Genomic DNA, 21,951 nt, shown 5'->3' on the forward strand with positions numbered 1-21,951 from the left:
AATTTGTTAACACTATTGTACCAAGGGGAAACAGAAAGTACTATCGGACTATAGTCCTAATCTTTCAGCTGTGCTTTTATTTTTTTCAACCATTCTGAGGTACCTGCTTCCACTAAGCGGTAAGTTTCCTCAAAATCTCCAGTATAATAAGGATCAGGTACGTCCATGGTTTCTTTACCAGCCACAACTTCCATAAATAAATGAATCCGCGGTTGCTCTTCTTGAGGAGCTAATGCTTTTAAATCGGCCACATTATTCGTATCCATCCCAATGATATAGTCATATTTTTTAAAATCACTTGGCTGGATTTGTGTCGCCCGCATTCCTTGATAGGAAATTCCTTGTTGCTCCAAAATTTTTCTGGTTCCCTTATGTGGCTGACTGCCAACTTCCCAGTGGCTAGTAGCTGCTGAAAACACTTGAATAGTCGATTCTAAACCGGCTTGTTGGACTTTCTGACGAAAAATCGCTTCTGCCATTGGCGAGCGACAAATATTGCCTAAACAAACAAATAACACAGTTACCACAACGTTTCACTCCTTCATAAAACTTTTTATCCTTCACACATTACTCATTGGCTTCTTGTTCATACAAATGATAAGCCATAAATTCTGTATCTTTCGCTAAACGGAATAATTGCGTCGCCATTTCCAAAGGAGTCTGAGGATATTCCTCAAGAATCCATTTCGTTAAGACACCGCTACATCCATAAGAAAAGAAATTCGCATAAAATTGTTTGTCTTTATCTGTTAAATGGTTCTCAACATCGACTTGTTCAAATAATGAAATAAATAAGCGATTGGTCGAAGCGGAAAAAACATTAAGAAGAACTTCTGAATCTGAGGTCACCGTTGTATAGTAGAAATGGCTCTTCTCTTTAATCGCTTTTAATAACTTCAGGGCTTGTTCCTCCCAGTTTTCCAAACAAATATCTGTTTCTAAGTAAATCAATGCATCGTGACGATAAATCCAACGTAATAAATCATATTTATCTGTAAAGTGATAATAAAATGTTTGGCGATTCAAGCCCACTTTTTTGGTAATATCTTGGACACTTATTTTACGAAAATCCTTTTGTTCACATAATTCTATTAAAGCTGAAGCGATTGCTTGTTTTGTATCGTGCGTTCCGCTCATGCTGATTCCTCCGCTCCTAATATGTATATACCTCTATAATTGCAAAAAAATGGCCAGATTACAATATTTTCAGATACATTTTATGCATATATTTAAAATTAAATGAATAAAAAAAGCGGCAACTAACGATTTTTGTTAGTTACCACTCCTTGTTATCAATTATTAATAGATGACTATTTAGCCTGGAAAACGCCATACAACAGCGCGGAATCCTGCTGGTGGTGCTGGTGACCAGTTAGAGTTAGAAGAAACATAACCAGAACCTCCTGGGTTGTTCGCTTCAACGATTTGGACACTTCCACCACTTACACCTGTAACTAAGACAGTATGCACGCCACCAATCCAGCTATCTGGACTATAGGCACTTTCATATTGAACAACATCGCCTGGTTGCACGTTACTCCAGCTAACTTGTGTTGCACCAGAAGCAACATAGCCACTGTTTGGACCACCATAACCGAAGTTAATACCGCCTGCCGCTAACCAGCGACGAACGGAAACTAAACATTCGCCTGGCTGATTCCAACCTGTTGCATAAGAATTACCAACATCTGCTAAAGCTGCATTAATTGCGGCTTGTTTTCCTGAAGTCACGCCACCATTCCCTGGTTTTGCTTCATTACCTTTTTCAGGAGTCGTTGGGTTAGTTACAGGAACTTCTTTTTCTTTTTCAGGTGCTGCTGCCACAGGTGTTGTTACAACACTTTCTGTTTCAGTACTTGAAGTTGTTGTTTCTTGCGTTGTGGTACTTTCAGTAGTTGTTGATGATTCTACTGCTGGTGTTGCGGCTTTTTCTTCAGCAGCAGATGCTGCTGCCTCATTGGCTGCTTTTGTTGCTTTCGCTTGCTCTGCTGCCGCTTTTTGTGCTGCGGCTTGTGCTTGCGCTGCCGCTTGTTCTTCTGCTTTTTTAGCAGCTGCACGTTGGCGTGCTTGTTCTTCTGCTAAACGTTTTTCCGCTTCTTTTTTCTGTTTAATGAAGCCGTCTTTTTTCCCTTGTTCTTCAGAACGTTGTGCTTCTAAATCATTTTTAGCCACTTCTTGTTGAATCTTCAATGTTTTTAATGATTCTGTTTTGTCATTTAGTTCTTTTGTTGCTGCTTCTAATTCAGCAATTTGTTTTTCAACATTCTTTGTTTTCTTTTCAACAGTCGCTTTGTCTTCTTTTTGTTGTTCTAGTAATTCATTGTTGGCGCTCATCATTGTTGAGACCGCTTGAACGCGACCAATTGCATCTGCTACTGAATCTGCATCTAAGACAGCATCAATAATTGAATCACTTTGACCATTCACTTGGACATCGCGTGCTTGTTTTGTCATTTGTACTTCACGTTTTTGAATACGGACATTCAAATCAGAAATTTCACTATATAATTTAGATACTTCTGATGATAGCTTGTTCTTTTTAGCTGTTAATGTATCGATTTGTTTGGCCGTTTCAACCATATCATTTTCAATCGCGGCAACTTTTGCTTCTGCATCTGACATTTGGCTAGTTAACGCATTAATTTTTTGATCTTGTTGTTGAATCTTTGTATCGTATTCATCTGCAAATGCTGCGGATGGCAACGCTACGCTTGTTAAGGTAATGGAACATACCATTAGAGCCGATAATACACTTTTCTTCAATCTGTTGTCCTCCGAAAATCCTTTTTTGTTAAGCTTTTTTATTATTTATTAAAATTTGAATAAATTTCTCTTTTTCAACGATAGAGCAATTGTAGCATAGCTGTATGTCACTGAGATAATATGGATGTTACAGTAATATTTCAATTTTCTTCTTGTAAATGACAAAAAAAAGCTTCACTTTTTTCACAACTTTCTTCAAGGCTCCAGGGTAAGCTTCTCATCGTTTTGTTATTTAAAGAAAATAAAAAAAGCGAAAAACGCTAACAACTGAGCATTTTTCGCAAACGAACAAAATTTTCAATTTTTATTTTACGGAAAACAGTTTTTTCAGCGGATAAGATAAAATAACATACCACACCATGTTCAATAGCAATGTAGGGCCCAACACACGCGTAATAAATAAAATCGGGCTGACATCCGCTAAATGAAAGGCCACTTGAATCAGTACCGCAATCAGTTCATACAACGTGGTAAAAATAACGATCCCAAAAAAACCAGTTAGTAAATTTGTTTGAATTACTTCTTTAAATGTATACATCAACATAACCGAAAGCGTCAGTGCGACTGTATAAATCCCGATAATGCCAATGTAGTAGCTATCGCAAATAAAGCCTAAAATTAACGAAGTAATTAATAAATAACGTTTAGAAAAATTAGGAACGGCAAACATAAACGCAAGTAATAACAGATGTGAACTGGCGAAGTAAACATTACTTGTCCACGTTTCAAAAGACTTTGTTAAATGAGCATCAATTAACATTAAGAAAAACAAGAGAATAGGTGTGACGTATTTTAAATACTCTTTCCGAATCATTCGCTTTCCCCTGCCGATCTTTTCACGACCGTCACAACGGAGATACCATAGACATCCGCATAAGGTTTCACATACACTTCACGATCTAAACCAAAACTATCTGGTTTCACTTTAATAACTGTCCCTACCGCTAAATCGGCTGGGGAATTACCACCTAAGCCAGAAGTCTGAACGACATCGCCTTCTTTTAGAGTGGCATCGCCAGTTAATTGTGACACAATTAATGCATTCGTCTTATTGTCGTAATTTTTAAGTAAACCAAACGATTCGCCATTTGCGGAAGTTACTCGCACAGGGAAATGGTTCGAGTTAACATTTTTAGACGTTAGTAGTTCCACTTTTGCAGTCGTTGCATTGACTTCAATGACACGCCCCACTAACCCTTTTTGCGCCATGACCGCCATGCCCGCTTCAATGCCGTCATTGGTTCCTTTATCGATAATTAATAAGTCTTGCCAAGTATCAGGCGAACGCGTAATGACATTCGCAGTTACTTTTTCATAGTTGGCCAACGTTTCGTTCAGATTCAATTCTTGTTTTAAACTATCAATTTCGCGTTTATAGTTATTGTTTTGGACAGCTAATTCATTATAGCTATCAATTTTTTCTTTTAGACGTTCGTTTTCTTTAAACATGTTAATTAAATTGCCCATTGAAGACAAGCCGTTTTCCACCACACGAGCTGGAAAAGAAATCACACGGTCCACCATACTAACGCTATTATTGACGCCACCTTGAACGACATTGGTTTTGCCTTTTTCAGAACGTTGCGCAGCAGTTAAACTAATAATGGTTACTAAAATAATGACTAAAATTAAGGTAATGATTATATTTTTATTTGGATTAAATTTTTTCACAAAGACACCCCAGATATTCTTCAGACTGATAGTATTAATTTTACCACTAATTGACTATAAACAAAAGAGTTGGCGATCGTCTTTAGCTTTTTTTATCATTTCTTTTTTAGGGCTTGTTTTCAACGAAAAAACCAACGAAAAGAAAGGAAGCTTCCTTGGTTTTCGTTGGTTTAAAAAGAAATTATTTTTCTTTGTTTTCTTCGTTTAATAATGCTTTTCTTGACACGTTGACACGGCCTTGTTTGTCAATTTCAGTTACTTTGACAAGGACTTCGTCGCCTAATTTCACGACATCTTCAACGTTGTTCACACGTTCGTTTGCTAATTGAGAAATATGGATCAAGCCATCTTTGCCTTTAATTAGGTTAACAAATGCACCAAATTTTTCAATGCGGACAACTTTTGCTAAGTAAACTTGACCGACTTCGACTTCTTTGGTTAATTCTTCAATAATCTTGATGGCTTTTTTAATCATTTCAGCATCTGATGAAGCAATACTTACGTTACCGTCTTGATCGATATCAATCTTAACACCAGTTTCATCAATGATGCTGTTGATTGTTTCGCCACCTTTACCAATGACATCTTTAATTTTCGCTGGTTTAATTTGAATCATTTCAATTTTCGGTGCATATTGACTTAATTCTTCACGAGGGGCAGCAATCGTTGTTGTTAATTCTTCTAGAATTTCCATCCGTGCTTTCTTCGCTTGGTCTAATGCTTCCGTTAAAATTTGTTCTGTAATTCCTTGGATTTTGATGTCCATTTGTAAAGCAGTGATTCCGTCTTTCGTTCCCGCTACTTTAAAGTCCATATCGCCAAGGTGGTCTTCTAAACCTTGAATATCTGTTAAGATTGTGTAGTTTTCGCCATCACTAACAAGACCCATTGCAATACCTGCAACTGGCGCTTTAATTGGCACACCCGCATCCATTAATGCTAATGTTCCCGCGCAAATACTTGCTTGTGAAGAAGAACCATTTGATTCTAACACTTCCGCTACTAAGCGGATTGTGTAAGGGAAGTCTTCTTCTGATGGAATAATTTGTGCTAAGGCACGTTCACCTAACGCACCGTGACCGATTTCACGACGACCTGGTGAGCCCGCGCGTCCTGTTGAACCAACAGAGAATTGTGGGAAGTTATAATGATGGATGAAACGTTTGCTATCTTGGACACCCAACCCATCGATAATTTGATGTTCCCCTAAAGGCGCTAATGTACAAACGGATAAAGCTTGTGTTTGACCCCGAGTAAATAAGCCAGAACCATGCACACGTGGTAAAATACTTACTTCTGATGATAAATGACGAATTTCGTCTAATTTACGGCCATCCGGGCGAATCTTATCGATCGTGATTAACTCACGTACGACATCTTTTTCAAGATCTTCCGCAATTTGTTTCACTTCTTTTAGTAATTGCGCTTCTTCTTCATGTTCCGCAAATTTTTCAGCGTAAACTTCTTTGACTGTATCTTTTACTTTGTCAATTTCAACTTCACGTGCTAATTTTTCTTCCGTCATTACGGCTGTTTTCATTGTATTGTAGTACGCATCAAAAATTTCTTTTTTAAGATCAGCGTCCACTTGTAATAAGTCCACGTCCATTTTTGGTTTACCTACAGCGGCAACGATTTCTTCTTGGAACGCCACTAGTTCTTTGATGGCATCAAAACCGAAAAGTAAGGCACCTAACATATCTTCTTCTGATACTTCTTTGGCACCACTTTCAACCATATTGATGGCTTCTTTTGTTCCAGCAACAGTTAATTCAATATCTGTTTGTTCTGCTTGTTCTACCGTTGGGTTTAAGACATATTCGCCATTAATACGACCAACGTCAACACCAGCAATTGGTCCATCAAACGGAATATCTGAAATTGCTAACGCTAAGGAAGACCCAAACATTGCAGCCATTTCTGGTGTACAATCTTGATCCACACTCATAACGATGTTTGTGATTTGGACTTCGTTACGGAAGCCTTCTGAGAACATTGGACGAATGGGACGATCGATTAAACGAGCGGTTAATGTCGCACGTTCACTTGGACGACCTTCACGTTTAATGAAGCCGCCAGGAATTTTTCCTACCGCATACATTTTTTCTTCATAGTTTACAGTTAATGGGAAAAAGTCTACATCTTTTGCTTCTTTAGAGGCAACAGCAGCACTTAAAACGACCGTATCGCCGTAACGTACTAAGACAGCTCCATTGGCTTGTTTGGCTAATTGGCCGATTTCTACTTCTAGTGGGCGGCCGCCCCAAGTTGTTTTAAAGACTTGTTTTTCTGTCATAATTCTTCTCCTTTACTCTTGCTCTTTGGAAAAGTCAGACGGCTACTAAACAAATGAAAAAGTAACAAGTCGTTGCTGCTCTTTCATTTGGTTAGTAGTTCCTAAAAACTTTCCAAAGAGGACCTTCAATAGTGACAATAAGATAAAAAGCGAGATTCTGATTGAACCTCGCTTTATACGTAATGATTAACGACGTAATCCTAAACGTTGGATCAATTCGCGGTAACGTTGGATGTCAGTTTTACGTAAGTAAGCTAACAAGTTACGACGGTGACCGATTTTTTTCATTAAACCACGGTAAGAATGGTGATCTTTTTTGTGTGTACGCGCATGTTCGTTCAATTGGTTAATGTCTTCAGTTAAGACAGCAATTTGTACTTCTGGAGAACCAGTATCTCCTTCATGACGTGCGTATTCTTTAATGATTTCGTTTTTTCTTTCTTGTGAAATTGCCATTTGTTCCACCTCTTTCTCTATTATTCGTCTGATCACTGAGTGAAGCGTTGGTGACTCGCTAAACCAAGTGATAGATGGTGTGTTTCCACACAAGCTTACTTTACAGGAAACACCGCTAAAATGCAAGCTTAATCTCTATTATTCGATAGTTTTTTTAAACAATCTAGCCCCTTTTTTGGTGATTTTGTGATACACTAAATGGTGGTAAACAACTGATTATTTCAGCGCATGAATAAATAAAAGAAGAATTTTTTTATGTTTCAAAGGAGGAACCATTGAATGATTACAATGAAAGATATTATTCGTGAAGGGAATCCCACACTTCGTGCTGTGGCAGAAGAAGTGCCTGTCCCTATCACTGAGGAAGACCGACAATTAGGCGAAGACATGTTGACTTTCTTAAAAAATAGTCAAGATCCAGTCAAAGCTGAAGAATTACAATTACGTGGTGGCGTTGGTTTAGCTGCACCACAATTAGACATTTCTAAACGAATTATTGCTGTCCATGTTCCTAGCAACGACCCAGAAAACGAAACGCCTTCATTAAGTATGGTGATGTACAACCCTAAAATTTTGAGCCATTCTGTGCAAGATGTCTGTTTAGGTGAAGGGGAAGGCTGTTTATCTGTCGATCGGGATGTGCCTGGATATGTCGTTCGCCATAACAAAATTACCGTCAGTTATTTTGACATGGCTGGCGAAAAACACAAAGTTCGTTTAAAAAACTACGAAGCGATTGTGGTTCAACATGAAATTGATCATATTAATGGCATTATGTTCTACGATCATATTAACAAAGAAAATCCATTTGCTTTAAAAGAGGGCGTTTTAGTCATCGAATAAAAAAAAAACTGGGCCGTTTGTTTTCAGACAAACGGCCCAGTTTTTTTAAATGGCCTTCATTTCTTTTAAGGCTTTCCAAATCCCATCATTATCATTTGTATCTGTGACCATCGTAGCCACTTTTTGAATGGAAGGACTCGCATTGCCCATTGCAACGCCAATTCCTGCATGACTTAACATTTCTCGGTCATTTTCGCCATCCCCAAAGGCAATGATATTTTTTGCATCAATGCCCACACGTTTAGCTAAATACGTTAACGTAGCTGATTTTGAGCCATCTTTAGGCACAACATCTACGCTATGTTGATGCCAGCGAATAAAGCGAAATTCTGGGTATTCTTCTTCAAACGTACACTGATCTTCTGCGTCATAAAAAGCCAGCGCTTGGTAAATATCATTTTGACGATAAAAGTGTTCATCATAAGCAGGTGAATGAAAATGAAAAGAGTTCATCGCAATTTCCATTTTTTCAGCACGGTGCTGGTTGCTCTTCTTAATATCATCTAAGCCCACACAAGCAAACCCTAAGCCGCGTTGATCACTGTCTTGTGCCAAACGTTCCAACGCTTCAGCGTGCAATAAATTTTGATAATATTGCTCATGATCCACAAAAGCCGCGGCGCCATTGCATAATACGTAATTAGTAAAATCTAAATCCCAAATCACCTCTTGCGCCATATAACGACTTCTGCCAGTTGCCAGCGTAACTAAGTGTCCTTGCTCCCGCAATTTTGCTAGCGCTTCTCTCGTGCTATCCAATGCTTTCTTCTCCGAATTTAACAACGTCCCATCAATATCAAATGCAAAAAGTTTTCTTTCCATCATTTCTCCTTATTCGCTCGCTTTCGCTAAATATTTACTGCCTTCTCGTTGTGCTAAAGGACTCAACACTAATTCTTTCATCAATTCCTCGACCCATTGCGGATTCGTTTTACTATATTGGCGTAATGACCAGCCAATCGCTTTTTGAATGAAGAACTCCTCTGTAGTTCTATCATAAATAATCGCCTTTTTCAACAGGTCCTGATTGGTCTTTTCTTTCAACATCAACTGTAAATTCAGCGCAACACGCCGATTCCAGAAATTTTCAGCGCCATAAAAAAGGGCAAAAATCGTTGGCAATTCAGTCAGATGCAACGCCACCCACGACCCAAAAAATTTTCGCCAAGCATCCACACTATCCCACCACGCTTTTTGTGGAACATAGGCTTTAAACGCTACGACCTCTTCTAATGAAAATCTCCGAACATTTTGAAGGGCTAAATCAATAGCGACATACTGATATTCTCGTTCTGTTTTTTGATAATAAGCCTCAATCTCTTGGCATAATTTTTCCTTTGGCCACGTATGACTTTCTTTTAAAAGTTGTTTACTTAACGCTTGACGTTCTGGGGCGGGGATGCCTGCAAAAACAAATTGGTGTTTCATATAAGCAGACATTTTTGCTGCTGTTTCTGGGTTCTTCTGAAATTGAAGTGTGTCCATTCCTTCGCTCCTTATAATAAAAAAACTATACTAAAACAGTGTACCATGTTTTAGTATAGTTGGTTGGTCAATTAATCAAAATACGTTAAGTTTTTGTTGTCTTTATCTAACCAGGCATAGCCGAGACCCATAATTAAGCCACCACCGATAAAGTTACCGATAAAGGCCCAGAACAGATTATGAACAACATTACCAGCTGTGAAAGCTTCAATTGCGCCGTTCGAAGCAAAGTAAGCTAAACTGAAGGCTGGGAAGTTGGCAATCACGTGTTCAAAACCAAGGAACGCAAAGATAAAGATAATGAAAATAATGGCCGCGACTTTGCCGGCATCATCTTTCATTCGCATACTCACTAATACGGCTGTATTAACTACAATATTGGCGAACATAGCTTCAACTAAAATTTGCAGGGTGGTTTTTTCTAATTTTCCAGCAATCGATGTAAAGAAGAAACTATCTTTTGGCAAATCTTGGAACGGTACTGTAAGTGATACCAAGAAGCCAAACAAGACGCCACCAATTAAATTGAATAAGATACAGGTAAATAAAATTTTTGCAGCTAAGGAAAAGTTGACTTTTTTACGATAGACCCCAACAGTCATGTACAACATATTCGAGGTACCAAGTTCGGCATTCATATATAAAATCATCACAAGTGACCAACTGAACATGAAGGCGTAAAGCATTTTCCCTAAACCATGAGAAATTCCTTCTCCTTTAATTGCGATTGCAAAAGCAACGGCTGTTCCCAACGTTAAAAATAGACAAGCAAGCATTGCACGAACAGCGTAGCGGGAAAAGCTGTTTGAGAATAAATTCACTTTCTTGTCGATGGATTTATCAATTTGTTCAAACAATGGTGAACCAGACTTCATTGTAAACTCCCTTTCATTCCGTTTTCAACTTATATTTTCAAAACATCTCCCCTTATTCTAATGAGGAAAAGTGTTTTTGTCTACCTTTTTTTCAGATTTCACTTTAAAACCTTGACGTTTCCTATCCTATTAAGTATACTAGATTTTGTGTAAAATAATTGCAGCAGAAGAATAATAACTCGTCAACAGTTCATTGCCAAACTTGGTTCAACTGCGTAACCGCGGCTGCAAAGGCGAAGGTTGAAGAATGAACTGAACGAATATGAATTTTTCATCTAATTATTTTACTCCAAAAAAACATTTATTTATTGGAGGAATTTTTAATGTCTCGTTATACTGGACCATCATGGAAAGTATCTCGTCGTCTAGGTATCTCTTTATCAGGTACTGGTAAAGAACTAGCTCGTCGCCCTTACAAACCAGGACAACACGGACCTAACAGCCGTGGTAAAGTTTCTGAATACGGAATGCAATTAACTGAAAAACAAAAATTACGTCATATGTATGGCATGAACGAACGTCAATTCCGTACGTTGTTCATTAAAGCAAGCAAAATCAAAGAAGGTAAACACGGTGTTAACTTCATGGTTTTACTAGAACAACGCTTAGATAACGTTGTTTACCGTTTAGGTCTTGCAACTACTCGTCGTCAAGCACGTCAATTAGTTAACCATGGCCACATCACTGTAGACGGCAAACGTGTTGATATTCCATCATACCACGTTGAAGTTGGTCAAGTGATCGGTGTTCGTGAAAAATCTCAAAACATCTCAACAATTAAAGAAGCGGTTGAAGCAACTGTTGGACGTCCAGCATTCGTAAGCTTTGACACTGAAAAATTAGAAGGTAGCTTCACTCGTTTACCAGAACGTGATGAACTTTACCCAGAAATCGACGAAGCACTTGTCGTTGAATACTACAACCAAAAACTTTAAGATTTCAAAAGGTCGAACTGCGGTTCTTACCTTCTTTCAAAACCTTGCCTTTCTTGGCAAGGTTTTTTTCTTTGCCCTCTTTACAAAATTGTTTACTTCCGCTAAACTATTGTTAACCAAACAAAAATAATTGGTTAACAATAGAAAGTGAGGCTTCTTATGAATAAAGCATCGTTACGCTCTTTAATTTTAGCAGCAGAATTCGCTGTGATTATTGCTGTACTTTCACAATTTACAATTCCATTGGGGATTGTCCCACTAACCGGACAAACATTTGCCATCGGCTTAACCGCTACCGTTTTGGGTAAGCGAACGGGGACCTACGCTATTTTAATTTACTTCTTATTAGGATTAATTGGTTTACCCGTTTACGCTGGGATGTCTAGCGGGTTCGGTGTACTCTTTGGACCAACTGGCGGCTATTTAATCGGGTTTATCTTCAACGGCTTATTAACTGGTTATATTTTAGAAAAAACAACCTTTAACTATACTTGGGCCATTATCGCAAATATTGCCGGCGCCTTAGTTACCTTAGTTTTCGGTATGATTTGGTTGAAATATTCCGCAAATCTGCCGTGGCCAAACGCTTTCGCTGGCGGGTTTGCTCCGTTTATTATTCCTGGTATCATCAAGGCTGTCGCAGCTGCTTATGTTGGTATTTTAATTCGCCAACGCTTTATGAAACGTTTTTTAGCACACCTTTCTTAAGGGGAAAACTTTTTTCTTTTCCTTGTCTGTAGTACACTAAAAGGACAAAGGAGTGAAGTCCATGTCCTCATTATTAAAACGATTGGTTCAGTTGGTTTTGTTAGTCGTCGCTGTCTTGCTGATTCGACACTATGTTTTCTCCCCTGCTGCGGTGAACGGCTCTTCAATGGAACCAACACTTCATAACAACGACCGTTTATGGGTGACCTCGATTAAAAAGCCACAGCGCTTTGATATTATCGCTTTCCCTAGTCCTCGCAACGGCCAACGAGTAGCCAAACGTTTAATTGGTTTACCTGGCGAAACAGTCGAGTATCGCGATGATACCCTTTATATTAATGGTGTATCACTCAGTGAAGATTACTTAGCAAGTGCTAAACGAAATGTCTCTAAAAATGAAAATTATACCCAAGATTTTACGCTAGAGACCTTAGAAGCCACCCAATCCCTGACCGTTCCAGAAGGCATGTATTTTGTCTTGGGGGATAATCGCCCGCGCTCAGATGACAGTCGTTACTTTGGCTTTGTTAAACAAGAGAGTGTGGAAGGTGTTTTGACTTTTCGTTATTATCCGTTAGATAAAATTGGCTTTCCATAAAAATAATAAACCGCCCTCAAAAAGTTAGACTTTTTGAGGGCGGTTTAGCTTTTATTCACGTATTCTTGTTAAGGTCCAGTCACAAGATTCCACGTAACCGCGGCCTTGTATTGTTGCCCTTTAATACCTTGATTTGCTGGCACTTCAAGTTTGACATTATTGAAGGTGAAGTCCAACTGGTAAACATTACTACCTGTGAATTGCTGGTTGGCAATAATACTCGTCGCCGTGTTGTTGGCTGTTAAGCTAATGGCACTCGTGGTACCGACCGCATTTTTCAACTCGGTTGGTTGATTGTAATTGGTGAAGCTAGAGACATGCGCCGCCCCTAATAATAAGCGGGTCGCTGTAGGCAAGCTGTCTGTCGCTGATTTTGGTTGCGACAGTTGCGCCGTTAAGCTCCAATTCGGTTGCGTTTTCTTAATCCGCAGATACGGATTCCGTGTGCCGTTACCGTAGTAATCCGCGGCTTGTTTCAAGTTGTGTTGTTGCTTAGTTCCTGCAACGCCCACTTGGCCGAAGTCGAAGGTTGGCACACTAATGAAGCCTTCGGTCGTTGGTGTGACTACTTCTTGATCATTTGGACGAATTCTCACGAAGTTATCCACTGTACTATCTTTAATACCACCAAATACTACAACTTCTGCTTTCAAAACAGTGTTTGGTTTCCCTGTTGCGCGAGTTGTGAAAGCAATTGAAACTTTTTTGCCGATAGGAACAGCATTTGGTAAAGGAACCCCCTCTGTCCAAAGTGTACTATTTACTGGGATTGATTTTGTCGTTTCTCCTTCTGGTGTCACTTCCATAAAGGTCGGGATCGTCAGACCAGCTGACCAATTGGGCCCTTTTTTCAAGGTAAGATTTTGTAAGGGTGCTTTGCTAGTATTCGTGATCGTCGTTGTCCAAATTACATTGGTATTCGTATCGATCACTTCTTTTGGTCGAGTTAATGTGACACTAGCCGTTGGTATTTCTTCCTTATACATGGCGGTCATATCGTCATTGCCATCAAAAGTCGCATTAAACGTTGGTGTTGTGGTTTTGTTCAACGTACTTGGCTTGGTTTTCCCTTTATACCACCCTTGGAACGTATAGACTTTGCCACCTGCAGTATAAGTCGCTGGTAAAGCTTTTGCGGCTGTGTACTTGAAGGTGTTACTGTTCATTGGTACTTGGTTACCTTGGGTGAAGCCTGTTGGTGCAGTAATCTTGGCACCGTTGGCATCAACGAAGTTTTCGGTGACTTGTTTCCGTGTGACTTTATAGTTCATGGTTTGTTTATAAGTAGAAGTCCCATCAAAGCCAATTAATACCATTTGCTTTTCTGGAGGATTATCAGAGACCGCCACTCTTAATAGTCGAGGGTAGGTTGTATTGGAACTACCTGCACCAAAAGTTGTTTTCATAGCAAATTTATTATCTGTTCCTTTTTTAAAGCCTTTATCTACGGCATTTAAAAAAGTAGGGTCCCCATTATTGAAAACAGGATTGACTCCCACATAACCGATAGGATACCTTGCTACAGGAATTTCTGTAGTTGTTGCTTCAATCTTATCGACATAATTCAACGTATTCGTGATGGTGATATCATCAATTGTGTAGCCACGAAGATTATAAATATCACTGACTTGCGTATCAAAATTTGCAGGCATAGCGACTCGTGATTGTGTTCCTATTTTATACTTGTTGTTTTTTGAAGTATCTTTTGTCCCAACGATTGGTGTACGTGTTCCCGTTTGATTTATCGTGTTATCCGCTTTTCTTAAAAATTGAGTATAGTTACCAGAAAACGTTAATGATTCATTGAATGCTTGACTATTTTCATCGACAAATTCTGCATAGAAACCTGGGTAAATCCACGTATCTTGTGGAATCATTTCCTCATACACCACATTTAAATCATCATTATCATCATACGTTACTGCATAGCTTGGCGCTTTCGTAGTTGTCAAGGCACTTGGTTTGGTTTTGCCTTTGTACCAGCCTTTGAACTTGTAAGTTTTTGTGCCGACTTTGTAGGTGTCAGGTAAGGTGCCAGCTTGTTTGAACGTATAATCATCACTTGTGATCACCGTTTGTTTTCCTTGGGTGAAACCTGTGGGCGGTGTGATTTTGGCACCGCTTGTGGCTACGAAGTTTTCGGTAACACGGCGGTTTTCTAAATAATAATAAACAGTTTTATCTGGGGTAGCTAAATTGTAAGTCGCTCCTACGTTACCAGAGTAAACACCCATTGCATAAAGTGTCTCAGTCGTATCCCAGTTCCAATAATATTGTTTGGTGTTATATGATGTATTACTGGTTTTACCTAATTCATATGCATTTGTACCAGGACTTGAACTAACAACCGTACTTGGATTTACAATATCTTTTCTGACCTCATTCGCAAGTGGATATTTCGTTTTATCCCCTGTATAAGTTGCCGTTGGTGAGATTGAAATGGTGCGATAGTATTTCGGAATTTCATGTGTAACACTTCGTGTACCATATGTGGTACCTTCCACAGACTCTGGTAAGGTATAGACTTTTTGTGGAATCGTTAATTTTTTAAGATTCGTTGTCGTTACATTGGTTCCTGTAATCGTTGAAAAAGGTGTTGTTGTACCACTTTTCGTTGTTTCAGACATCGTTGCTTTCAATGTGAAATTAGCAGGATTGATTAAATTACCTTTTTCGTCTACATAGCCAAAAGTAATTTCTTTGCTAGGTAATGTATAGGTTTTGGTGACTACTTCCTCATACACCACATTCAAGTCATCATTCCCATCATACGTCACCGCATAGCTTGGTGCTTTGGTAGTTGTCAAGGTACTTGGCTTTGTTTTACCTTTGTACCAACCTTTGAACTTGTAGGTTTTACCACCTGTTGTGTAGGTGTCTGGTAAGGTGCCTGCTTGTTTGAAAGTGTACGCTTCACTATTTATAACTGTTTTCTTACCCTGAGTGAATCCCGGGGGTGGTGCGATTTTTTGTCCACTACTATTAACAAAATTCTCATAAAGTTTTTTGTAATAAATATAGTAGGTAATCGTTGCACTATTATTTCCTGCATTAAATTGTCCTGTTGTTCCCACAAGATTGTCACTAAACATAATATTAGTACTTACTCCGCTATGAGGATTAAGATTAGTTATGCGCCACGTCTTACCAGTCGCTTTAGTAAAGTTATATGCTGAAATATCATAGTTGCTTCTCGTATAAGTTGTTGATGTATATGCTCTGGAAGTCATCACACCTGTTCGGCTATCTGGAAATGTTGTTTTAGGCGGCGTTAACACAATTTTATCAATTCTATTGGTGGTAGCTGTAGCAAAATTAATCGCAATGTCGTTACTAAAGAAAAGCCACGAACCCCCATTACTAGTGCCTACAGTTTTTAGTCCTGTATTAAAACTATAAAGTCCATTGCCAGCGTTTGTCATAGTTAAAGGATATCTTAACAGTGTTCCTTCAACTTTAGAGTTGGTTGATTTAAATAGTACTGGATTCATGGAAAGGCTCATTTGTTCCTTACTAGACTGTCCATCCTCATCGTAAAATTTTAAACTCCCTTTTAAACCTAAGTTACCAGCAAATTTATCCACATATGTCATTTCATTTCGTCTATTGACTGCACCAAAACCATTAAATCGAATCGTGGAATCGATATATTTTTTTTCATTGTGTATACCAGAAGTAATTCTTGTCTGAAAATACAACGTTTTGATATACCCAGTATTTCCAGAAGTTCTCCCGTGTAGACGATTAATAAATGCAGTGACCGTCCTAGTGGACTCTGTCCAAACAAAATATTCGCCACCACTATTGGCATTATGAGAGCCTTCCCCTAGAACTACATTTTGTTCCTCGGGGCCAACTTTAATAATAACTGAAGTGGGTCTAGTCATTCCTGCTGCCAATTTTGATTCAATTCGAATCGGACCAACAATATCTGAATTTGTGTCATCTGTTGTAATATTTTCAAATTTCAACCGATAATCAACTACATCATTAAGACAAACCGTAGTTTTATTCGTTGTCCCTGTAGCTGCCCAGACAAATGCCCTAGGCATAATTTTCGCTTGAACACTGGATGGTTCAAGTATATTTTCTTCTTGAATGATTTCTGTTTTTTCTGTCTGCTCTACTTCTTCCTGACTTGTGTCAGTCGTTACTTGGCTATTTTCCGTACTGGCTTTCGTTGTTTCTTCTTTCACGCTACTGGCTGGCGTCTCTTCCTTGGTACTACTTTCGGCGGTCGGACTACTTTCAATCGTCACAGTTTCCGCAACTGCCGTCACGCCCGAAAAGGCATTCACTAGCAAAGAACTACATAAGCCAATAGCTGCAAGACGTTGCCATTTATTTCGCTTCATGTCGTCCCCTCTTTCTATGTACGATTCCCGCCAAACCGATTAAGGCGAAGCCGAGAATGTTCAAATTTGCCTGACTCTTGCTCCCTGTACGAGGGAGCGTTGAGCCAGTTGTGGTGGTCTGTGTCGAACCACCACTTCGTTGATCTCCTTGCGGAGGACCAGCTGGTTCCTTGGGATCAGCAGCTGGCGCATCTGTTTTCGGTGGGGGATCTTTAGGAGCGGGTGTTGTCGGATTTTGGTAAAATTCAATCCCCACCGAACTAGAACCACCATCAGACGCTTCAACATTTATAAAAAAACTAGGGGAAAATAGTAGACACACAATCATTAAATAACGCTTTTTTTTCATTTAAAAACCTCCTTTTGCATTTAAATATCTCTCACAACCTATTTTCATAGCTCTATAATAGCAAAAAAAAGACTCTTCAAAACAACAGTTTTTTCCAGTTGATAACCCTTATTTCAACAAGTTCCTTATATATCGTGTCTTTTACGCTACGTTATTTAAAGGAAATAAGGGAAAACAGTAAAAACTATCCCCTTTTTTAAAAAAAGCATCTTTAATTTCTTAAATTTTTACTAGCCAAACCCCATAAAAGCTCACAATGTTAGTGTTCAAAACTAACATTGTGAGCTTTTCTCATTTTTGACGATTGGATAATTCGATAAAATAACACTAAAACACAAAATAACTGTCTGTTTCTCTTATTGGGCAACAGCTAATTGATACAATGGCAGGAGTTGTTGATAGGTTGACAACATATAAGCGCGTGCTTTTTCAGGGTTTTGCCACAAGGCACTATCTTTGGGAATGATGCGCCCAATTTCAAACTCACCTTTTTTTACATCTCTAAAACGAGTTAAGGCTTTTTCTAAATCCGTTTCTGGCAGCGGAGTAATTTGAGGAACCGTGTGATCCAAGGAAACATACGTATCTTCTGGTAATGCTTGGAATAATTGCTGATTCTCTAAAAAGGCTTGCGCAATCTGCTTTTCATTTTTAGGATTATCAATGAATGACAACCACATAAACACATAGTCGCCCCAAATGCCTAATTGAAAATGCGGCTGCATTTTATACCCGCGCTTATTCGGACTAAGTGCTGACCAAGTATTTTCTGGTGGATACACGGTGCGACGGCGATGTTGCGCAATATGGACAAACAACTCCGTTCCTAGTTCAGGCGCTAGTTGTTCGGCAAAATACGTATCTAATTCTTGAAAAATCGGTTGAATTTGCGCACGGATAACCGCCATTCGTTCATCTAATCCAGCAACTTCAAAGGCTGCGAATTCTTTTTCTGTAAACATCAACATTTCTCTAATTCCTCTCTTAACTTGTCTTCCGCTTCTATTTTTGTCGATTTTGCCATGTTTCCAGTGTCATCCCACGATAAACATCTGTGACAATTTTTCCTTTACTAATTCGAGCATTGGGTAGTGTTCCTTCGTAGGTAAAACCAATTTTCTCCATGACACGACCAGAAGCTGGATTGTCTTGATCATGTAAAGCAAAGATTCTCATGAGTTTCATTTTTGCAAAACCCAGTTCAACTAACGCCGTCGCGGCTTCAGGCATGTAGCCTTTGCCCCAAAAGGCACGGTTCAAGACATAGCCTAATTCTCCAATATTATTGGTTTCATTGACCCGCAAATCAATCGTGCCAATCATTTTACCTGTTTCTTTCACTTCAATCCCATATTTTCCTAAAGGTTCCCCCATAAAATATTTCGCAATACTGGCTCTTGTTTCTTCTTTGGTTTCATTTTTAGGAAACACAAAACGCGTCGTTTCCTCATCTGAAGCATATTCGTACATATCTTCTGCATCGGCTAATGTGACAGGTCTTAAAATCAAGCGTTCGGTTTCAATTCGTTGGTTTTCTACAAAAATCAATGGATAATTCATGAGCAAAACTCCCTACTTTTCTACATACTTTACAGAAAAACAGCGAAACACGCAAGGAAAATCGGCATTTTCCTCGCGTGTTTCTTTAATTAGCGTTTAAGCGAATGATGGCAATGATCGTTTGAACAGCTTTGGCCATTGATTCAACGGTAATGAATTCATATTGCCCGTGAAAATTTTCGCCTCCTGTAAATAGATTAGGCGTGGGAATGCCCATGAAAGAAATCTTAGAACCATCTGTCCCGCCACGAAAAGGTGTGATAATTGGTTCAATGTCACAACTTTCCATTGCTTGGACGGCTAATTCCACAGGGGTCCAATCTTTTTCGATGATTTCCTTCATATTATAGTATTGGTCTTGGAAAGTAATTGTTAGTCTGGGTTTATCCGCCAGCGCATTTAAACGTTGGATTTGTTTTTCCAAAAATTGCTTTCTCGCTTGAAAGTTTTCTCGATCATGATCCCGAATGATATAGACAAGTTCTGCTTTTTCAATACTTCCTGTAAATTTATTGAGTAAATAAAATCCTTCATTTCCACGTGTTTGTTCTGGTACTTCCTTTTGCGGTAGTGATTGATCAAGTTGTTCGCCTAATTTAATGGCATTTACTAACGAACCATAGGCCGTTCCCGGATGGACACTGGTTCCCTCAATTGTTATCACAGCTTGCGCGGCGTTAAACGTTTCATACTCGAAATGCCCCACACGGCCACTGTCGATCGTATACGCAAAAGCGACTGGGAAGTTCGGTGCATCAAATTGATCGGCCCCGCGTCCAATTTCTTCATCTGGACCGAAGGCGAGCCAAACATCCCCCCGCGCTACTTCTGGATGTGCCAAAAAATACTCAACAGCAGCTAAAATCTCGACAATTCCCGCTTTGTCATCTGCTCCTAAAAGTGTGGTTCCGTCTGTAGTAATCAACGTTTCCCCTTGATACTCTTTTAAATTGGGAAATTCAGCAACCGATAATACGATGCCTTGTTCTTGATTCAAGAGGACATCTTGGCCATCATAATTAGTGATGACTTGGGGACGGATATTTTCTGCTGAAAAATCCGCCGTATCCAGATGTGCAATCAAGCCGATGCTCTTCGCTGCAGGTTGGTTACCAGGCAACCGTGCCGTTAAAAAACCGTTTTGTTCGTTATAATGCACATCGGCCAAACCTAATTCATGAAGTTCTGTTTCAATCATTTTGGCTAAAACCACTTGCCCGACCGTCGTCGGTGTGGTTTGACTGTTGGCATCTGAACGGGTGTTAACTTTCACGTAAGTTAAAAATCGTTCGACTAATTTTTCCATTTTTTACTCCTTCTTCCTGAATCATTCTGTTAAATAAGCATTGCGCAAGTGGAAATAATCCCCATACAAGTGATAACTAATGCCTTTCAATTTAGGATTGATTAGATAATTTGAGGCACTTTGATACAGCGGTACTTGGGCAGCATCTTGGTTCAGCAAGATGTCTTCCGCTTCTTTGTATTCTGCAAACTGTTTCTCTGGATTATTGGCATTAATCGTTCGTGCATCTTCTACCAATTGGTCGTATTTGGCATTATGATAATTGCCATAATTGTAACTTGATTCTCCTGCATATAAGTTAAAGTAAGAGTCTAATTCACTACTGCCGGCAATCCATCCTGAAAGAGACAACTCATAATTTTTTTCACGTCGCGATTGGTTCACATTATTACTTGGTTGCGACGAAATGGTAATTTCTAAACCTGGCAGATTTTCTTGCAACTGACTTTGAACATATTCAGCAATTCGTTTTCCTTGATCTGTATCTGCCGCCAGCAATGAAAGTTTCACTTTTTTACCGACATCCGCTTGGGCTTTCGTCCATTCTGCTTGGGCTTTTTTGACATCATTTTTCAAATATTCGCCACTGTAAGCTCGGAAATCTTCATCTGTTTCTGGATTCGCATAAAGTTTACTTGGAATTAATCCGTTGAGGGGTTTTGACCCATCGTTTAAGACACTTTGTGTTAAGGCTTCTTTATCAATTGCTTGGCCAATCGCTTTTCGTAAATGAACATTCGCTAATGGCGTTCCTTCTTTTTTGTTGAAATCTAAGAAGTAGTTGGCCACATCTGGATGACTGACATAGCCTGGATCATCTTGATATTGTTGAACATATTGTCCGTTAATGCGAACTAAGTCTAGTTCATTCGCTTGATATAAGTTAATCCCAGTATTATCTTCTTTGACTGTACTAACCGCAACTTCTTCCAGTTTCACTTGATCCGCATCATAGTATTCTGGATTTTTTTTCAATGTCCAAGTATCTGAAGTCGCATCCCAATTGGCTAGCGTAAATGGCCCGCTATAAAGTAAATGTTCACTATCCAAGGCGTAATCTTTACCTTGCGCTTCGACAAATTTTTGATTTTGTGGCGCTAACCAAGCAATCGAAACGACTGCTAAGAAGGAAGGTTGGGCCTGTTTTAATTCAACAATGAATTCTTTGTCATTAGGGGCTGAAATCCCTAATTCATCGACTGACTTTTCACCGTTGCGTATTTCAAAACTATTTTTAACGCTGTCTAGTAAATAGGCATTCGGTCCAATCGTCGCTGGTGTCACCAATTTTTTCCAAGAATAAACAAAATCTTGGGCCGTAATTGGCTCGCCGTTGCTCCACTTAATCCCCTCCCGCAAGGTAAAGTGGTACTTGCGCCCATCGTCACTAATCTTGACATCTTTAGCTAGAGCTGGCACCGTGGCACTATCATCATCAAACCGATAAAGGCCTTCAAATAAATGTTGTGCCATTGTAAAGGTATTTTTATCTGTTGTTTGTGTTGTATCCAATGTTGAGATTGGTGCAGGTGAACTAATACTGATTTTTTGTTCAGCTGCTAAATTTCCCGAATCTACTTTCTCTGCCGCTTCTTTGGTTCCGCCACATGCGGCTAAAAGAAACCCTGTTGCAATCAAACCTACTACTTTTTTCCCCAATTTCATGTTGTTGCCCCCTCATATTTTTTAAACAAATAAAAAAAGCATTCGTCCTAAAAAGGACGAATGCTTATGCAATCGCGGTACCACCT

The 21,951-nt window shown here is 39.2% G+C and carries 20 protein-coding genes and 1 other annotated feature (1 of these 21 running past the window's edge); of the genes, 4 read left to right on the forward strand and 16 right to left on the reverse strand.

Features of this window, described 5'->3' with window-relative positions:
• Positions 1 to 56 precede the first annotated feature (56 nt).
• The 7 genes from IGL90_RS12435 to rpsO all read right to left on the reverse strand — a co-directional run bounded on the left by IGL90_RS12435 (position 57) and on the right by rpsO (position 7,186).
• Positions 57 to 527, reverse strand: coding sequence for a low molecular weight protein-tyrosine-phosphatase (locus IGL90_RS12435; RefSeq protein ID WP_002387365.1), 471 nt, complete (start codon positions 525 to 527; stop codon positions 57 to 59).
• A gap of 40 nt (positions 528 to 567) precedes the next feature.
• On the reverse strand, positions 568 to 1,137 hold the full coding sequence (locus IGL90_RS12440) for a TetR/AcrR family transcriptional regulator (RefSeq protein ID WP_002354991.1): 570 nt from the start codon (positions 1,135 to 1,137) through the stop codon (positions 568 to 570).
• 177 nt (positions 1,138 to 1,314) lie between these two features.
• Positions 1,315 to 2,736, reverse strand: a complete 1,422-nt coding sequence (locus IGL90_RS12445) for a CHAP domain-containing protein (protein ID WP_025192717.1) — start codon at positions 2,734 to 2,736, stop codon at positions 1,315 to 1,317.
• A gap of 331 nt (positions 2,737 to 3,067) precedes the next feature.
• Positions 3,068 to 3,577, reverse strand: coding sequence for a rod shape-determining protein MreD (gene mreD / locus IGL90_RS12450; RefSeq protein ID WP_002354987.1), 510 nt, complete (start codon positions 3,575 to 3,577; stop codon positions 3,068 to 3,070).
• Positions 3,574 to 4,434 carry a rod shape-determining protein MreC gene (gene mreC, locus IGL90_RS12455; protein ID WP_430604655.1) on the reverse strand — a complete coding sequence of 287 codons (861 nt, stop codon included), beginning with the start codon at positions 4,432 to 4,434 and terminating at the stop codon, positions 3,574 to 3,576. Before mreC ends, mreD begins: the two co-directional genes overlap by 4 nt.
• A 181-nt stretch (positions 4,435 to 4,615) precedes the next feature.
• Positions 4,616 to 6,730, reverse strand: a complete 2,115-nt coding sequence (gene pnp, locus IGL90_RS12460; RefSeq protein WP_002367402.1) for a polyribonucleotide nucleotidyltransferase — start codon at positions 6,728 to 6,730, stop codon at positions 4,616 to 4,618.
• Between the two features lie 186 nt (positions 6,731 to 6,916).
• A complete protein-coding gene (rpsO, locus tag IGL90_RS12465) occupies positions 6,917 to 7,186 on the reverse strand; it encodes a 30S ribosomal protein S15 (protein WP_002354983.1) in 270 nt (89 codons plus the stop codon).
• A 279-nt stretch (positions 7,187 to 7,465) separates the two neighbouring features.
• On the opposite strand from rpsO, the gene def reads away from it, so the two are divergent.
• Entirely contained in the window at positions 7,466 to 8,029 is a 564-nt protein-coding gene (gene def / locus IGL90_RS12470; protein ID WP_048737604.1) for a peptide deformylase, read from the forward strand.
• Positions 8,030 to 8,074: 45 nt separating this feature from the next.
• On the opposite strand, the gene IGL90_RS12475 is transcribed toward def, so the two are convergent.
• The 3 genes from IGL90_RS12475 to IGL90_RS12485 form a co-directional block, all read right to left on the reverse strand.
• Positions 8,075 to 8,851, reverse strand: coding sequence for an HAD family hydrolase (locus tag IGL90_RS12475; protein ID WP_002361040.1), 777 nt, complete (start codon positions 8,849 to 8,851; stop codon positions 8,075 to 8,077).
• A gap of 9 nt (positions 8,852 to 8,860) precedes the next feature.
• The gene (locus IGL90_RS12480) at positions 8,861 to 9,514 is read right to left on the reverse strand and encodes a DNA alkylation repair protein (RefSeq protein ID WP_002354978.1); all 654 of its coding nucleotides are present in this window, start codon (positions 9,512 to 9,514) and stop codon (positions 8,861 to 8,863) included.
• Positions 9,515 to 9,585: 71 nt separating this feature from the next.
• Positions 9,586 to 10,389 (reverse strand): formate/nitrite transporter family protein, encoded by an 804-nt coding sequence (locus IGL90_RS12485; protein ID WP_002365340.1) that lies wholly within the window; start codon positions 10,387 to 10,389, stop codon positions 9,586 to 9,588.
• Positions 10,390 to 10,712: 323 nt separating this feature from the next.
• On the opposite strand from IGL90_RS12485, the gene rpsD reads away from it, so the two are divergent.
• From rpsD to lepB, 3 genes are all read left to right on the forward strand, one after another.
• Entirely contained in the window at positions 10,713 to 11,324 is a 612-nt protein-coding gene (gene rpsD / locus IGL90_RS12490) for a 30S ribosomal protein S4 (RefSeq protein ID WP_002365342.1), read from the forward strand.
• 159 nt (positions 11,325 to 11,483) lie between these two features.
• The gene (locus tag IGL90_RS12495; RefSeq protein WP_002354975.1) at positions 11,484 to 12,032 is read left to right on the forward strand and encodes a biotin transporter BioY; all 549 of its coding nucleotides are present in this window, start codon (positions 11,484 to 11,486) and stop codon (positions 12,030 to 12,032) included.
• A 61-nt stretch (positions 12,033 to 12,093) separates the two neighbouring features.
• The gene (gene lepB, locus IGL90_RS12500; RefSeq protein ID WP_010712890.1) at positions 12,094 to 12,630 is read left to right on the forward strand and encodes a signal peptidase I; all 537 of its coding nucleotides are present in this window, start codon (positions 12,094 to 12,096) and stop codon (positions 12,628 to 12,630) included.
• Between the two features lie 68 nt (positions 12,631 to 12,698).
• On the opposite strand, the gene IGL90_RS12505 is transcribed toward lepB, so the two are convergent.
• The 6 genes from IGL90_RS12505 to IGL90_RS12530 form a co-directional block, all read right to left on the reverse strand.
• Positions 12,699 to 16,985, reverse strand: coding sequence for a WxL domain-containing protein (locus IGL90_RS12505; protein WP_174078521.1), 4,287 nt, complete (start codon positions 16,983 to 16,985; stop codon positions 12,699 to 12,701).
• Positions 16,972 to 17,334, reverse strand: a complete 363-nt coding sequence (locus IGL90_RS12510) for an LPXTG cell wall anchor domain-containing protein (protein WP_104859342.1) — start codon at positions 17,332 to 17,334, stop codon at positions 16,972 to 16,974. Before IGL90_RS12510 ends, IGL90_RS12505 begins: the two co-directional genes overlap by 14 nt.
• Before the next feature lie 356 nt (positions 17,335 to 17,690).
• Positions 17,691 to 18,302: a YktB family protein gene (locus IGL90_RS12515; protein WP_010821902.1), complete on the reverse strand. Its 612-nt coding sequence runs from the start codon at positions 18,300 to 18,302 to the stop codon at positions 17,691 to 17,693.
• A gap of 34 nt (positions 18,303 to 18,336) precedes the next feature.
• Positions 18,337 to 18,894, reverse strand: coding sequence for a GNAT family N-acetyltransferase (locus tag IGL90_RS12520; protein ID WP_048737635.1), 558 nt, complete (start codon positions 18,892 to 18,894; stop codon positions 18,337 to 18,339).
• Between the two features lie 85 nt (positions 18,895 to 18,979).
• Positions 18,980 to 20,200, reverse strand: a complete 1,221-nt coding sequence (gene pepT / locus IGL90_RS12525) for a peptidase T (protein ID WP_048737633.1) — start codon at positions 20,198 to 20,200, stop codon at positions 18,980 to 18,982.
• 21 nt (positions 20,201 to 20,221) lie between these two features.
• Positions 20,222 to 21,865 carry a peptide ABC transporter substrate-binding protein gene (locus tag IGL90_RS12530; protein WP_048737631.1) on the reverse strand — a complete coding sequence of 548 codons (1,644 nt, stop codon included), beginning with the start codon at positions 21,863 to 21,865 and terminating at the stop codon, positions 20,222 to 20,224.
• Between the two features lie 49 nt (positions 21,866 to 21,914).
• Positions 21,915 to 21,951, reverse strand: a binding site (T-box leader); it runs 209 nt beyond the window's last position.

The sequence above is a fragment of the Enterococcus sp. DIV1307a genome, assembly GCF_050537425.1.
Classification (GTDB): domain Bacteria; phylum Bacillota; class Bacilli; order Lactobacillales; family Enterococcaceae; genus Enterococcus; species Enterococcus faecalis.